This is a genomic window from Acinetobacter pittii (assembly GCF_022449185.1).
In the GTDB taxonomy this organism is placed as follows: Bacteria; Pseudomonadota; Gammaproteobacteria; order Pseudomonadales; family Moraxellaceae; genus Acinetobacter; species Acinetobacter pittii_I.
Window position 1 is genome coordinate 253,285 of record NZ_JAKUKO010000002.1, and the last position, 15,867, is coordinate 269,151.

Genomic DNA, 15,867 nt, shown 5'->3' on the forward strand with positions numbered 1-15,867 from the left:
TGGCTTTAAAACTTTCTAATATCTAAAAGATTGTATAGCATCTTAAAGATTTCTAGCGAAATAAATGAGGTAGATATCGGGGTAAATATGAAAACGATTCTTTCAACTCATGAAAGATTGGCAGAGCGTTTAGTCAAAATTATTGTGAAATTAAATTCAGGTGAAAAACTGAGTATCCAAGATTTGGCGCAGGAATTTAAAACGCATCCTCGTACTATACAACGTGATTTTGAACGTTTGGAGATTACAGATTTACCTATTGTGCGCGATGAGGAAACGAAAAAAATCTATTTAAAACCAATAGCTCTAGGTAATTATGGAGTACATGATATAGTCCATTTTGCTCATTTGTCTGGTATCCAAAAATTATATCCTAAATTGAATGTTCCTTTTTTACGCGGGCTTTTGGACCAAAAGAATCCACAGACCTTTTCGGCAAAAGGTTATACATTTGAAGATACAACGCTTTTTACAGAAAATTTTCAACAATTAGATAATGCTATAAAGCAAGGCAAACAAATTCATTTTTTTTATAAAAATGTGATTAGATATGTGCATCCATATAAAATGATTCACCACCATGGTACTTGGTATTTAGCAGCTACTGAACAAGGAAAACTAAAAACTTATCGATTAAGCAATATTCGAGATCTAATTATTTTACATGACCATATTTTTGAACATAATTCTGAAATATTACAGTTATTAGACACTGAAGACAGTATCTGGTTCGGTTCAGAAAAGACAGAAGTAATTCTAACTGTTAGTCCTGATGTAGCTATATATTTTTTACAACGAATTTTGTTTCCTGAGCAAAAAATAATTAAAAAATTAGATGATGGAGCACTTTTAATTTCGTGCCGGATTAATCATTTTCAACAGCTTTTACCTTTAGTTCGTTATTGGATTCCACATATTAAAATTGTAAATCCAGAACCATTACAGGAGAGGTTAGAATATGAATTAAAAAAATATTTAGATATGAATAATTAAAAATTGAACTTTAAAGGTTAGTAATTTAAGTAATTCTAAATATGTTTTCTTAATTAGCTAATCTTTAGTAGGTATAACTCCCCCTTAAACTTAATATTGTTAAAAAGGATATTATCATGCCATTACCTTTTCTTCTAATTGGTGCAGCAGCAGCAGCTACAGCTGTGGGAGCCAAAAAAGCTTATGATGGACATAAGAAAAAAAATGATGCGGACGAAATTCTTGTAAAAGCAAAAGATAGATATACAAAATATAGAAACAGCCTTGATAAGGCGAATGAAGATGCTAGTTTTTCTTTAGAAAAACTAGGAGATTTAGAATTAAGAATTGGCGCCGATTTTGCGAAATTTGATAAATTGATTGAAGAGATTCTACAAAATAATAATTTTAAGAAATTAGGGAATATTACATTGGATATTCCTCAGCATAAGTTGAACCAAATCAAAGAAGTTGCAATTAGTGCAACAGATTATTTGAAGACCGTTGTTGCTGGAGGAGTTTCTGGAGCTGCAACTGGATTTGCAGTTTATGGTGGGGTATTAGCATTAGGTGCAGCTTCCACAGGTACTCCTATAGCAGCGTTATCTGGCGTAGCTGCATATAATGCTACTATGGCCGCTATTGGAGGAGGTTCATTAGCTGCTGGCGGTTGGGGAATGGCTGGTGGTGCGATGGTATTAGGAGGAGCTGTAGTTGCTCCTGTATTAGCCGTCGCTGGGATTGCTTATGGTATGCATGGTTCAAAAGCATTAAAAAATGCTGAAGATGTGGAAAAACAAGTTGAACGTGCAGTTAGTACAATGGCTAAAGCTAAACGTCAACTTGTAAATGTAAATTATTACTCAGAACAAATAAAAGCAGAATTGGAAAAAATTTATGAGGTATTTGGTTTATATGTATATAAATTACAAGAAGTTAATGAGATTGTAAAACAAGGTGATGAGGAGAAAATTATAGCTATTGTAGAAGAAGCTAATTTAACTATTCAAAATGGTATAAGTTTAGCAGCGATCATGGCAAAACTAATTTCAAAGCCTTTATTTAAACTAAAAGTTGATATAGATGGAAAGATCCTTATAGATAAAGATGGTAATCCAGAAATTTTAACTGATAAGGATGGCATGCAGGTATTAGATAAAGAAGGTTTGACAGAAATTCTTGAGGAAACCAAACAAAACTTTAAGGCTGCTAACTAAATAATTTATAAAGGGTTTGCTCTTTAGTTTGTATAAAAGTTAAAGAGCAAAGTAAAAGGAACACTATATGTCAGTAAAAGTTTTTGATTGGACACAAGAGATTAATCAAGTAATAACTAGGAGTTTGGTTACGACGTTCGGACTTGATTTTTTATTACTAGAAGATAAGAAAGGTGGTGATGTTGATACAGTATATAATGTACGTCAAGGAATTTGGGCAACGGTTGAAGAAAAACAAAAGTATATAAATAGAGAAGAATATAATTCAGATGCCTATCATCAAGATGTAAACTATATTAAAAAGGGGCATCAAGACAAAAAATTACAGCAGGAGGGGAGCTTAAAAGATCATTATCGTAAAAATAAAAATTTAGGATCTAAAGACAAGCGGGACCTTGATCATGTGATTTCAGCGTATGAAATTCATAATGATGCTGGGCGTATTTTAGCTGAACTGGATGGTGTGGTTTTAGCTAATAAAGATTCTAATTTATTTTCAACTGTAAGTAGTATTAACAGAACTAAGAAACAATATTCTGTAGATAAATTTTTGCAAAATTTACCTCAAACAATTAAAAACCGTGAAGTTGAATTAAGCAAGTTAGAACATAAATGTAAGACGATGCTACAAGATACTCCTCAACAGAAGCATCTATATCAACAATTACAGGATAAAATTAGAAAGAAACAGCAAGCCTTAGGTGAATTAAAACAGACTGATCAGCATGGTATGAGAAAAGTTGATCAGGAAGCAAGGGCAAATAATGAAAAGTATATTAATACGTATTATCAAAGTACCAAATTTTTTAAAAACAGTTTTGAGGCAGCAAAAGTTAAAGGTCTTAATATGGGACTAAGAGAGTCAGTGGGACTTATTCTTGCTGAAATCTGGTTCGAATTCAAAGAGAATATTCCTACTTTATTAAAAAAGTATAAGAATATTGAGTTTAAAATTTCTATTTTTTTTAAAGACCTACAGGATATTTTAATCAATATTGTTGAAAGAGTGAAAGTACGTTTTAAGGATATTGTTGAGCATTTTATGGAAAGTGCGTTATCTGGTTTTTTTGCTAGCTTGACAACAACAATTATAAATATTTTCCTGACAACTGCTAAGTTGTGGGGCAAAATTATTCGTGAAAGTTGGCTTAATATTGTCAATGTTACTAAGCTAGTTTTCTTTAATCCTGAAAATTTAACCACAGGGCAGCTTACTAAAGCAACGTTTAAAATTCTTTCAGCAAGTGTTGGTCTTCTTCTTGGTATGGTTGTAAATGAAAGTTTGGTTTGTTTAAAAACATTACCACTGGGGAATGAAATTTCTACATTTATAAGTGCATTATCAAGTGGTATCGTGATATTGGGCTTAAATTACTTTATTGAACAAAACCAAACTATGCAAAAATTTTGGGTATATTTAGATCAAATTAAAAATAAATATGAAAAGGTTTTAGACCACTTTAAAGAAATTAATATTGAACTTGATCGTTATGTGCTTGAGTTAACTCAACTTGAATTTGGAATTGATATAAATCAACTCTCAATTTTTGCAAGAAATTTAAGTTCTGCTACAGATGAGATGGAAAGAAATATCATTCTAAAACAAGAGATTGAAAAACAGTCTATTAAATTACCTCTTGAAATGGGAAATGTTGAAAGTACACAAAACTGGTTGTTAGGTTTGGCAAGAAAATGAGCAATTTCCCTTGTACTCAGTGTGGGGTATGTTGTAGACATGTGAACTTTTCGGAATTGACAGCTTATCTTGATCGTGGTGATGGTGTTTGCCGTCATCATGATATAAATACACATTTATGTACTATCTATGAGCATCGTCCTGCCGTGTGTCGGGTAGATATCTTTTATGAGCAATATTTCAAAAAACAGTATACGTGGGATGAGTTTATAGAACTTAACTTGATTGCCTGTAAGCAATTAAGTGAATTAGATAAAAATGAGTAGATTAAATAATGCAAAAAATTTCTTTATCTTTCTCCAAAAATTCAAAACGGTCCATCCAATTACCCTGATGCCTTGAATCTTTGGATTTATCGAGCGTTAAGTTGTAGTAGGCGGAACAAAATTAAGAATAGGATAGTAAATTTATTTTCTATTAGATCACATTTAATGTGATTCATATCCAAGAATTGAGTCATGGTATAACCTAAGATAAAGCTTTATATTTATGATGTGTATTATTTGATATAAAAATGAAAACTGCCCTTTCGTATAGAAAGGGCATGAACTTTTTATTTGGCAGGTTCACCATATTGGTTGCGATTCGAAGAACCTTCACTTGCCCACCAGTAGATCAGCAAGAATATACCGATGATGGTTAAACTAATTAAATACCACCAACCTGATTTTCCAATATCATGTAAACGACGGCTACTTACAGCGAGTGTTGGTATTACAGTAGCCAAGTAAACTAAGGCATAAAATAAAAATTCTGTTCCGAAGATCGCATCTAAAATCATGGCAAGCATATTACAAAGGACAACCCCTAAATTAAAAAACCAGAACTCTTTTCGTCTTGCGCGTCCATTGAAGTTAGCATAATTTTTTAAGCCTTTGGCAAACCAATCAAATGGGTTGTAATCATCTTCATTTTTTGATGATTGCTCTGTATTTTGAGTTGAAAAGGTAGAGGTTGCCTTTATCTCAAAATAAATCGCCACTGCCTGTCCTTGTTCATTAATGTCGTAATCGACTTTTTGACCACGTTGTGGCGATATAGTTTCCTTCCATTCTGAACCAGTGAAGTGGTAACGTTTCGTATCTTCGCCTGAAATAATTCCAGTATTAGTTTGGACGGAAAAATCAAGAACAATGCCTTTCATATTGACCCCATGATGATGTTGTAATCTTTATTAAATGTGTTTAGTCGAGTGTATTGAGGGGAATTGACAGGTTGTGTCCAGTTAGGAAGAGCATGTTAAAAATATAAAAAATAAATAAAATTTAAATACATATTACTTCTAAGAGAGATGTACAGCGTTGCAACGCATGTACAGGTCAATTGAAGAAACACTTATTTATATAAGGAAAATGATCATGGGTGCATTTATGAAATTTATATTGCCAGCTTTAATGATTTCACCGTTGGTTTTACCGTGATGTGGCTACTCAAGCCAATGGCAAAGAAAAATCTGAACCGAATGCTAAATCCATGAGTAAAGCTATGGAGATGTTTAATGGACAGGGGCGTGGAGCAAGCCTCTCTTCAGCTAAAGATACTGCCTATGGATTACTCTGTTCGATGACAGAATTTATTGACCACGAACGTCGTGCTATGAGCCGGGACCATCGTCTCAATTCAGCTTGGTTTGGTGCAGGTGGAGTACTTAAACAACGTGGTTTAGAGCAAGTTTTACGATTGATTACTTGAGATCCTTCATCTAAGTAGAAAGTGGTTTTTTACAGGAATGACCTATTGTTTGAGCGAAATGCGCTCGCTTCATTGATTAGGAGAGAAACATCATGAGTGTGTTCATAGGTCAAACTTTTCAGATGAACCAAATCATTAATATTAAGCATGTAGTTGAATTTACTGCTCTTAGTAAATCAAAAATCTATGAAATGATTAACAAGGAATCAAAGTACTATGATCCTACATTTCCTAAGCCAGTAAGGTTGACTGAAATGCGTATCGGTTGGTCTGCCTGGGAAATTCATCAGTGGATTGAGAGTAAGTTAGAAAAACGAGAAGAATAGGGAGCCTTTGCTCCCTTTTTTTATCTTTAAAGAGAGAGTATTTCTAAAATTAATTTACTGTTTAAGAATAGTATTAATTCCCTTTAGAGATTGTTCTGTGTTAGATTGAATAAATTTATAATATAAATCTAATATTAATCAATAGCATGTCGAGGGTATTATGAAGTTTGTTGATGCATTGGGTGTGTTGTCAAAATCTTCATCATATGCGGTATCTACAGAACACGATCTAGATGAAAATTTAGTTAATATAAAAGAAAATCTGTATGTAGATATGCCTATTGAAAAAGATGTTATGGAGCTATTAGCAGGAATAGCAGGAAACTCCCAAACTAAAAAAGTTATTTTTCTATGTGGAAGTAGCGGTGATGGTAAGTCGGAAATACTCCTTCGAGCTAAGCAAAAGTATGGCAATTCCCATATCAAATTTCATTTAGATGCTACACATAGTTTTGAGCCGCATGATACAGCTATTGGGACCCTAAATAAGGTTTTTAGAGAGTTTGAAGCGGGGAACCATTCTTTAGTGATTGGCATTAACATTGGGATGTTAGGTAACTATGCTGAAGAAGCGGAAAATCTTTATATCCGTGAAAAACTTAAAAAATATTTAGAATTAAAAGAAAATTCAGATGATGTCAATTTTATAAATTTTGAAGATTATCCGAAGTTTGAAATCACTGAAGATGGGTATAAGAGCGAATTTATTACTAGACTTCTACAGAGAATTACTTGCCCCTCATCTGAACTTTATCAGCTCTTTCTAAAAGATGGGCCTGAAGGTTTAAACAGTAAGGATCGGTTTAAATTCGTCAATTATAAATTACTATGCAATGAACAGGTACAAAAAGTACTCGTTGAATTATTATTAAAAATTAGATTATTTAGAAATCAATTTATTACAGCAAGAACATTTTTAGATCTAATCTATGAGTTAATTGCGAAAAAAGATTATTTATTTAACAACTTATTCAACTGTAATGAAAATGAAATTTTAGAAAAATCAAGTGAATTTGATCCATCTAGATTAAGAACAAAGACGATCGATCGATTTGTCATTGGTTATGAACTTGATAGCCTCCCGAATGATTTTGAGGTTTTTAAGCTGAAATTAAAAGCTGAGTTAATGATTGAGGATTTAAAAGACTCAACATCTTATATAAGATTGTTTTATATATTAAAATTCTTGGATTTGGGAAATAATTATCATAAAAATTTTACTGATGATTTTACTGAAAACCTATTATTGAATTATTTAAATATTTATAGGCATCATATTTATTATGTTTCGGTTAAATCAAAATCTGTACTACGAAATTTTTATAATAAAGAACTCATTAATGCGATTAGGGGGTATATTAACAAAAAAGCACCCTACTTAAAGGATGATCAATTTTTAATCTCTGAATATGATGAATATAAAGTAATTTCACATTTGAAACTTGGCCCTGATTTTTCTGCTATAGAAAAAAAGCAGCCTAAAAATGGTAAAGGCTATTTTGTTGTTTACATCCGGATTAAGGACTTTTCAGAAGAAGAAAGTGATCCTACGGTACAATTTAGTGTAGATATTAATTTGTATGAACTATTAAGCAGACTTAGAGCTGGATATAGACCAAATAAAAATGACAGAAGTGTGGTTGTTATGCTTAATGAAATCGTAAATAGGTTACTTAATTTTGCCAATAAGTCTAATCAAATTAATTTTAAGTCTATTTCGAATGAAATTAAATTTATTCGTGAAGATGATTGTATAGAGGTGGAATATTGATGGTGAGTTTGATAGCTGATCTAAGGCCAACAAGTAATAGTATGGCCAGCTTCTATCCTATCAGTACTAATGAAAATAGTAATGACTTCAATTGGGAGCATGTAACGAGCTTATTTTTAAGTGAGTTATATGGATTACTCTCAGAGAAAAAATTAAATAAGTTTGAAGAAGATTTGAAGAAATTTCATGCAATCTTTGAGCAAAATTTTAAAAATGAAATCCAAGATCAACAAGCTTGGGCAATGGTCAATGATATTTATTTTTTAAAAAATAATATTGCTAAGATTTCACCTAAATTACGTATTTTTTCATTATCTGATGATAGTCTGAATCTATCAGCTGAAAAGCGAATAGTAAGTCTTTTAAAAACTTTATTTAAGAAAGATTTTATCTATAAAAATGATGTAAATAATCTTAATTTTATAGAGCAGAGAATTTATGAGACATTTGAAAACTCCTTTCCCAGCCGCTTACCAGATTATGAAGCTTTACACTCTTATCTACCACAGCTTTCTAATATTTTTGCTGAAGACTTAATTTTTTTAACGAATTATTCAAAATATTTTTTAGAAAATATTCAACTATTTTTGGAGTTGTATACATTCTTATATACAGCCCAATTGTCTATCGTGATTAATGGTTGGAAAGAGGCTGATGCACCATCTATCAAAGACTGTTATTTTATATTAGACAGCGAAAAAGCAAGCCGAGAGCGGGCTTTACTGCAAAGAAGCGGCTATAAGTTAGTAGAAAAGGGATTAGATTCGATATTTCCAACTTTAGCTCTCTGTGAAGGTTTACAGAATAATAAAGGTCAAAAATTACCTTTATGGAAATTAGTAACGCAGTTAACCGATACTGATCTTGAAAACTTAGAGAGTTACTATCAAGCATTTGCTGATAATAGACGTTTAAAAATAAATAATAATGAATTTGATAATGTGGTTTCGGCACTTGAAGCATTACAACATTTATTTAAGGCTCAATTTTCAAAAGGTGAAACGAGAGCAAGTCGAAATTCAAATGTTGTTCGTGCAATAAAAAATATTATTTTAAAACCTTTTACACAGACTAGGGGAAGTGCCGGCACGGTATTTGTACTTGCTCAAGAATATTTATTGCTATTAACGAATTTAGTGATTGGTCAGAGAGAGAAGCTACGTTTATATGATGTTATTACAGGATTAGAGTTTCGAGGAATTTTCTTTGATAAGGAAAGTAGAAAAGCATTAGTTAGTTTTTATGAGCGTTTGGGGAATGTTGAAAAAATGAGTGATAGTGGGGATGCAATTTATGTCAAAAAAACAATATGAAGATTTTCTAGTTGAATTATTTTTTGACTGGGCAAAAAATTACTTAAGCATCAGTGAGAAACTCCACTTTAAATCACCAGATGATAAAAATAGCCTTAAACTTTTTGAAGCTTTTTGCCGTAAATCAGAATTATCATTCTATTTAGATAATCAAGAAATTAAATATTTTTTAATAAATGGTTTTAGGATTATACCAGTACTTCATTCTGATGATGCTCCTGGATACTCAGAAAATTATATTTCCTATTTGAGAGACCATGTATCAAGTCAAAAAGGAAACTTTAAGAATTCTATTTTACTCATCATACATAACTCATCTTTAGACACATTAAATAATTCATCTAGAGATTTAACTTTGCCAGGGAATATTTGGAATACTAAAGCAATTTATGTGGCTTTATTAGGGTTTATAGATGAAAGTTCTTTCAAAGAACATGAGATATCTAAGCATCTTTTAAGTCATCAGTTTGAGTTGATTTGTGCTGATGGAGCCACTATGTTCGGCTTTAGAGAGCTATTCAATGCTGTTCAAGATGGAAATATAGAGTTTAATGAACTTGGCTATTTAAACGATTCTGCACTAGAAAGTTGGAGTGAATGTAATATTAATCAAATTGAGAAAAGGCTTAATGAAAATAAAAGACTTAAGGAAGATATAGAATATATTATTGAACAATTCCCAACAGAGTATATTGAAAAGCTAGTCGATTTAGATTTCAGTGAAAAATTTATTGAGAAATTTTTTTCTAATGATGATTTAGAGTCATGGAAAAAGACTTTAGATTTCGGTGAATGTCAGCAAGAAAGAGAAAAAAACTCTATAGATCTTATAGAGTTTTCTGAATTGAATACTTATGAGTTAAAAAAATATCACCGAACCAAAGGAATTACTTCACAAAAAAATAGTTCGGCAAGTCGTGACCACCATTTGATTCTAGAAATTGCCCCTAATCAAACATTCATAAACTTTGATATTGTATTCATAAAGGGGCAGCTTTCTGAAGATGAAATAAAAATATCAAATAAATTTAAGAAGCTTTTTAATTTTAGAGTTAATAATCGTTTTAATAAAAAGACAGTTATTAGTTTAGAAACTGAGTTTGATGGAACACCCAAATATCTTAATTTTGAAATTAAAAGGGCGAAGCCGAAAGAATGCTTCAAATTTAGAGTACTATTAATTCCAGAAAATATTTTCCCAGTGAGTACATTTAGGGATAAATTTCTTATAGTACCTAATAAAGAATTGATCATTCTTGAGACAGACCAATCCGAATTCACTTTCGATTCATCCATTAGTACAACTTATACCTTATCTGAATGTGGTGAGATTATAAATACGAGTGAATTCGGTGCTATAGATTTTGATAAACCTCTAAATACAGAAGAACAAGTTAATTTTATTTTAAAGAGTAATGAGTACACTTTAACTTTTGAAATACAGGGTATTCTTTCAGTCTCAAGCCTAAATCTACCTCTAATTTTCAACCCGGAATCATATCAAGATTTCTTTGATGATCAAGTGTTTGGGATTTATAATGCGAAAAATTCAAGAATATCCTTCTCAGGTCGAGAATATAGAGCTAAGAAAGAATATAAAAAGTTACTAGAATTAGAAATAGAGCTTGTTTCTAAAAAAGTATTGTCTACAAGTACTATTCGTGGCGCTGAGATTTTAATTGATGATTTAGCATCCGATTATCCTGCACTAAGCATGGCTTATACGCAGCTTTACCGCTATTTAAAAGACAAAAATACAACTTTAAGTTTAGTTTCATGGGGTACAGAATTCAGGTTAGTGGTGAATCGAATAGTTACAGAATATGTGAAACTTATTCTTGCCATCCCCACTGAGAGAATGCTTTCACGTGAGTCAAAAATTCTTGTGAATCTTGGATTCTGTGAGCTAGATGGGGTGGAATATATTACCCCATTTCATCCATTAAACCTTTCCTATTTCTTAAATTTAATAAATGAATGTTTAAATGATTCTACAGATTCTTTTAAGACCTTACATGCAATAACTCTAAGACGCTTAAATGCAGAAGGATTAATTCCTTTCAACTGGCATGTTGAACATGAATTTAGTTATAGCCAAGCTGTTGTTGAACATCCTATGTGGATTCAGGTGATTCCACAGAAACAGACTCAGTTAAAATATATTCGACCATTGGTTCGACAAAAAACAACAGAGTTTGTAGAGGCTTTTAAGATTTTATTCAATCAAGGTGAAAGAGATACATTATTAATAAACTCAATTCATAATGGGCATAATCAGGAGCTATTCCTAGGCCTGGTTGGTTTTGTTCAAAAACTTAAGCCTCAAAATGTCCCTAATATTCATGTTAATCTATATGACGATGAGTTAAAGACGACATACTTTGATATAGTTGCTGATACAGTTAGTCAAACGCAGCTTAAGCAACTCTGTAAGCTATCATTATTGGATAATAGTCTAGATCAAATTGCTGATGTTATTCGCAGACGGATTACATATAGCAAATTTGAAATTAATGAAGAAGCTAATTTTGAGTATGCTCACCTGACATTTATACGCAATAATACCCCTGTTGAAGTAGCTCATGTCGATTTAAAAGCAGAAAAAACAGGAATTGCTTGTAATGGGTTATTAGCTGGGGATACCTCCTATAATCAGCAAAGTACATATTTCACGACAGCTGGCTTAAAAGGAATCCAATGTGATAAACCCCTACTTCAGATCGTTCAGCGTTATAGTGCTTTAAGTCATGCGGCATGGAAAAATCAGAATTTCTATGAGTCCAATGGGTTAGCATTAAAAGTATCAAATCAGTTACAACAATTACTTGATCGGGCCTATGAGGATAGTCTGTGGACAGTGATTATTGATCCGAAAGTAACTTTGGACTTTTTCAAAGCCAAACAGGATGTTGTGTTAATTCATTATTCTGATAACTATACAAATTCTGCGCATTATGATGCAATCACTGTAACCAAGCGCCGTGACCTTTATGATCAAATTTTAAGTCAAGGTCAAGCAGGACGAATTGATGAATTCAATGCTTTTAACGGCGAATGGCTTTTAAAGATGCTGACTCTTCCAGAGAAAGACCGACGAGAAAAGAAAAGTATTATTGCTGCTTATAAGTATATTAATTCACTTCTTTACAAGAGTGATATTACTTGGGTGCCACTCAGCGTTGCTGAAATGATCCGAGTCTCTGGCAATATTGGTTTAAAAATGAGTGAATCTGACTTTAGCACTTATTGTCAGGGTGAAAAATATGGTGTCATTTCTGATGATGTAGTATTTGTTGGGTTTAAAGATCAACAGATGTATTTACTACCATTAGAAGTAAAAGTTGGTCAAAAGCAAAGACATGATAAGGGAATTCTCCAAGCGGAAAAGTTAAAAAAATATCTAGAAACTTGTTTATTCGGTCGTCAGGATTTGATGGGATATATTTATCGAGGTTTATTCATTCGACAAATTATGATGCAGGTTGAGAAGTATCAGCTTTACCAGACCTATCCTGAAAATTACTTTGATGGTTTGCTTCAAAATCGAGAATGGTGGTTAGGAGGTAATTATCAGATAGCTAATATCAAAAATTATCCGAAAGGATTTGTATTAGCCTTTGTAGAAAGTGATACCTTCTTCCAAGAAAAATTTAATTTAGAAAATGATATTCTTGTAATCAAACTACCAGGCGCTTGTCAAAATAAATTTATTTCTACGTCTTTGAAAGTTTTGCTTGAAGAGGCTGACAGTAAGCACTTATTTAATATTCCAGACTCTTATATCCTTAATGGTAATACAAACTATTCACAGATTGATCTTTCAGATTCATCAGAGATAGGTAATGAACGACACATAATTTTTGAAGATTTAGTTCAAGAAAGTAATTTAAAAGAAGAACATCAGCAGAATTTATTAGATTCAAGTACTGAAATTAAACAACCTGAGGCCACTGAGATTATAAGGATGCCTGTTCCTCAAATTTCTATCTATGATGGTCCTTTACGTGCGCATTTTGGTGAAAATGCTATTACTCATGAACAGTTATATTGGGAGCCTACCAATACTGCTAAGTTTATGAATACTAATACAGGGATTATTGGCACGATGGGTACAGGTAAAACACAATTTACTAAGTCGCTCATTACTCAGTTGATGCAAAATCAAGAGTCCAATGTAAATTCAGCTCCTATAGGCATGCTAATTTTTGATTACAAATCAGATTATGTAGATGATCTGTTTGTTCAAATTAATGCTGTAAAAAAATACATACCTTATAAGTTGCCATTTAACCCTCTTAGCTTATTTGGAGATACACCATTACTACCTGTGCATACGGCTCGTGGTTTTGCTGAAACAATGGCTAAAGCTTTTAGTTTAGGTGTTAAACAGCAGGCGACATTACGTAAATTGGTATTAGATGCTTATGAGCAAGCAGGTATTGATAAATCAGATTCAGCTACATGGCATTTATCAGCACCCACAATTAAGGATATTTGGAATTTATTTGAAGCCACTGATCCATCTATAGATTCTTTATATGCTGCACTTGAAAGTTTAAATGACTTAGAGATTTTTGAGCCAGATCACAATAAGTGTTCAAGCCTCTACGATTTATTAGAGGGTGTATTAGTAATTGAATTAGCTAGATTTACACCTCAAGTTCAAAATCTTGTTGTAGCTTTAACTTTGGATCTTTTTTATTCACAAATGCAGAAACAAGGTAAACCACAAGTTCAAGGTGACTATAGACAGATTACGAAGATGATTCTTGTGGATGAAGCTGATAACTTTATGTCCCAAGACTTCCCAAGTTTACGTAAAGTCCTTAAAGAGGGACGTGAATATGGTGTGGGTCTAATTTTGTCTACACAAGATATTATGCACTTTAAAACAGGTGAGAATAACTATTCTGCGTATATTTTAACTTGGGTGATTCATCGGGTGGCGCAGATCAGCAATGCCGATATTAAAGCAATATTTAATATTGATGATAAATCCGAGCAAGAAAATTTGATGGAAACAATTCGTAAACTCGATAAGCATTATAGTTTATATATCGATGGGAATAAGAAACTTGTGAAAATGAAAGACAAAGCTTTCTGGGAGCTGTGTCAGCAACGTGAAGTTTCTTAAGAAGGAAAAAGAATTAGATAATCGTGAGTCAACATTCACTGAGGTCCAATTACGTAAACAGCAAATTTCTGCAGCTTTTTTAGCTGCAGAAATTTTGATATTGTGTTAGTGATATAATTTAACTATGCATGATTATGAATTAGAGGAGTATTTTAAATATTATTTTATCTTAGAGAGATTAGGTCAAGAGTTTTATATAAGTGGGGAACGAATTATTAAGTTATATGAAGCTGATAATAGATATTTGAAGAAGCCGCTTTTCTTCGTAGTGCTTCAGACTTATTAGGGTCTTTATTTGGTTTGTGTTTGTGATAAACATAAAAGAGTGAGTCTAAAAACAAATTTTCTCCTTTAAATTTATTTAATAAATACATAATTCGATTGAATAAAACAGCAACATGCTTATATATTAAGCATGTTGCTGTAATTTTTAATCATATTTAGCCTTTTTGAGGCAGCCTCTTTGTTAGAATATTTTATCCTCAATAGCTTTCCTGATAATACTGCGACCAGATCCTGAAGCATTTTTAAATTTGTCTTCAGTAAATGTTAATTCTGCCGCAGGTTCTAACTTTCTAGTGAAAAAATCTAGGCTTATATCTTTTTCTGATAGGGCTTCAGGTAAAATTTTTCTTAATATGTCGAATATGGCTTGCACTCCTACTGTCTTTATAATAAAAGAATTAGGCTTAGCATTTGACCAAAATATTTTTTCACAAGAATTTAGATAGTTTAGGATAATGGTATATATAAAATTATCATTTCCAGCTAAATAATATTCTCTAAGGATTGAGCTATCTCTTCGCTGAGAACGTTTTAGTATCTCTCTTTTTGAATTTTTATTACTTAAAAGGAAATTAGAATCTCGAGTTGGATTTGTTGAGAAGAGCTTCATGATTCCTTCCACAACAACAGCTGTAGATATTGACCATTTACCTCCTTCTAGTATTGCTGATAAAGCATCATCGGTCTTGGGTGCAATTTTAATTTTACCTTTAAGCGGTGATTCATCTAGTGTGGCTAGTTTTCTTGTAAAGAATACGGCCAGTTTATCTGGTGTCCAATTTTCTGATTTTTCTTCTGAGATATTGTAGCCATATAATTCATAAGTGAGACTTTTATCTACAGGCTTTTGTGTTGAGTTAATTGTGGCGAATAAGTCTGCTTGATAGGCTTTTGGTAAGTCAAGATAGATTGAACATAAAAGATGCATTTCTAATCGTTCAGGGTTTTTTAGATAATTACTTGTATAACTAAATAATCTATGTTGTCCATCAATTACTGCTGCAAGCTTTTCTTTAGAAGGAATGGTTAATGTATAATTAGAACTATTTTGGTCATCTGTAATATGATTTATAACCCATCTAGCATTTGATAGTTTATACTTTTCTATGTCTAGTTCATTTTTATTTAAGGATGAATCATCATCACTGTTTAACTCTAGAAACTCATCAATAGTAAAACCAGATGTATGAAAGTTTGCTGCTAAAATAATAGCATTTGGAAAAGCTGAGTCTTCACGGTCAATATACTCAGCAATTTGTTGAAGACGACTATCTTTTTTATCGCGTTGAGTTCCCTTTAATTCATAGCCTAATAGTGTTTTCTCAGCTCTCATACGATCACTAAAGCAGACTTCAAGTAATAATTCTGCTGGAAGAGAAACAGCGAAAAAATCTCCCAGAGGCTGGGTAACTTTTAGTGCAGGTACAGTAATTGGGAATTGCATTTTATTTTTATCCAAAA

Annotated in this window: 10 protein-coding genes and 1 pseudogene; 9 read left to right on the plus strand and 2 right to left on the minus strand. The window is 32.2% G+C overall.

The features are described from left to right. Positions 1–87: 87 nt before the first annotated feature. The 4 genes from MKX14_RS07185 to MKX14_RS07200 all read left to right on the plus strand — a co-directional run bounded on the left by MKX14_RS07185 (position 88) and on the right by MKX14_RS07200 (position 4,151). The gene (locus MKX14_RS07185) at positions 88–993 is read left to right on the plus strand and encodes a helix-turn-helix transcriptional regulator (RefSeq protein WP_240282144.1); all 906 of its coding nucleotides are present in this window, start codon (positions 88–90) and stop codon (positions 991–993) included. A 116-nt stretch (positions 994–1,109) separates the two neighbouring features. Further along, positions 1,110–2,189 carry a chemotaxis protein gene (locus MKX14_RS07190; RefSeq protein ID WP_125739103.1) on the plus strand — a complete coding sequence of 360 codons (1,080 nt, stop codon included), beginning with the start codon at positions 1,110–1,112 and terminating at the stop codon, positions 2,187–2,189. A gap of 67 nt (positions 2,190–2,256) precedes the next feature. Beyond that, entirely contained in the window at positions 2,257–3,885 is a 1,629-nt protein-coding gene (locus tag MKX14_RS07195; protein ID WP_240282145.1) for a DNA repair protein, read from the plus strand. After that, positions 3,882–4,151: a YkgJ family cysteine cluster protein gene (locus MKX14_RS07200; protein WP_114172625.1), complete on the plus strand. Its 270-nt coding sequence runs from the start codon at positions 3,882–3,884 to the stop codon at positions 4,149–4,151. The genes MKX14_RS07195 and MKX14_RS07200 overlap by 4 nt, the downstream gene beginning before the upstream one ends. 287 nt (positions 4,152–4,438) lie before the next feature. On the opposite strand, the gene MKX14_RS07205 is transcribed toward MKX14_RS07200, so the two are convergent. Further along, positions 4,439–5,029 (minus strand): DUF805 domain-containing protein, encoded by a 591-nt coding sequence (locus MKX14_RS07205; RefSeq protein ID WP_032050375.1) that lies wholly within the window; start codon positions 5,027–5,029, stop codon positions 4,439–4,441. Between the two features lie 266 nt (positions 5,030–5,295). Between MKX14_RS07205 and MKX14_RS07210 the strand changes: the two are divergent. From MKX14_RS07210 to dptH, 5 genes and pseudogenes are all read left to right on the plus strand, one after another. Beyond that, a pseudogene (locus MKX14_RS07210) lies at positions 5,296–5,577 on the plus strand (DUF932 domain-containing protein); the annotation flags it as partial. A 92-nt stretch (positions 5,578–5,669) separates the two neighbouring features. Further along, on the plus strand, positions 5,670–5,903 hold the full coding sequence (locus MKX14_RS07215) for a helix-turn-helix transcriptional regulator (protein WP_240282146.1): 234 nt from the start codon (positions 5,670–5,672) through the stop codon (positions 5,901–5,903). Between the two features lie 160 nt (positions 5,904–6,063). Then, positions 6,064–7,674 (plus strand): DNA phosphorothioation-dependent restriction protein DptF, encoded by a 1,611-nt coding sequence (gene dptF / locus MKX14_RS07220; RefSeq protein WP_240282147.1) that lies wholly within the window; start codon positions 6,064–6,066, stop codon positions 7,672–7,674. Then, positions 7,674–8,987 (plus strand): DNA phosphorothioation-dependent restriction protein DptG, encoded by a 1,314-nt coding sequence (dptG, locus tag MKX14_RS07225; RefSeq protein WP_240282148.1) that lies wholly within the window; start codon positions 7,674–7,676, stop codon positions 8,985–8,987. The genes dptF and dptG overlap by 1 nt, the downstream gene beginning before the upstream one ends. Then, a complete protein-coding gene (dptH, locus tag MKX14_RS07230; protein WP_240282149.1) occupies positions 8,968–14,121 on the plus strand; it encodes a DNA phosphorothioation-dependent restriction protein DptH in 5,154 nt (1,717 codons plus the stop codon). Before dptG ends, dptH begins: the two co-directional genes overlap by 20 nt. Before the next feature lie 466 nt (positions 14,122–14,587). Here dptH and MKX14_RS07235 read toward each other — a convergent pair whose 3' ends face one another. Beyond that, on the minus strand, positions 14,588–15,850 hold the full coding sequence (locus MKX14_RS07235; RefSeq protein ID WP_240282150.1) for a DNA phosphorothioation-associated DGQHR protein 1: 1,263 nt from the start codon (positions 15,848–15,850) through the stop codon (positions 14,588–14,590). Positions 15,851–15,867 lie beyond the last annotated feature (17 nt).

Coding starts and splice junctions, on each gene's coding strand:
- MKX14_RS07235 (WP_240282150.1), bottom strand. CDS start 15,850: ATGCAATTCCCAATTACTGTACCTGCACTAAAAGTTACCCAGCCTCTG.
- dptF (WP_240282147.1), top strand. CDS start 6,064: ATGAAGTTTGTTGATGCATTGGGTGTGTTGTCAAAATCTTCATCATAT.
- dptH (WP_240282149.1), top strand. CDS start 8,968: ATGTCAAAAAAACAATATGAAGATTTTCTAGTTGAATTATTTTTTGAC.
- MKX14_RS07205 (WP_032050375.1), bottom strand. CDS start 5,029: ATGAAAGGCATTGTTCTTGATTTTTCCGTCCAAACTAATACTGGAATT.
- MKX14_RS07190 (WP_125739103.1), top strand. CDS start 1,110: ATGCCATTACCTTTTCTTCTAATTGGTGCAGCAGCAGCAGCTACAGCT.
- dptG (WP_240282148.1), top strand. CDS start 7,674: ATGGTGAGTTTGATAGCTGATCTAAGGCCAACAAGTAATAGTATGGCC.
- MKX14_RS07215 (WP_240282146.1), top strand. CDS start 5,670: ATGAGTGTGTTCATAGGTCAAACTTTTCAGATGAACCAAATCATTAAT.
- MKX14_RS07195 (WP_240282145.1), top strand. CDS start 2,257: ATGTCAGTAAAAGTTTTTGATTGGACACAAGAGATTAATCAAGTAATA.
- MKX14_RS07200 (WP_114172625.1), top strand. CDS start 3,882: ATGAGCAATTTCCCTTGTACTCAGTGTGGGGTATGTTGTAGACATGTG.
- MKX14_RS07185 (WP_240282144.1), top strand. CDS start 88: ATGAAAACGATTCTTTCAACTCATGAAAGATTGGCAGAGCGTTTAGTC.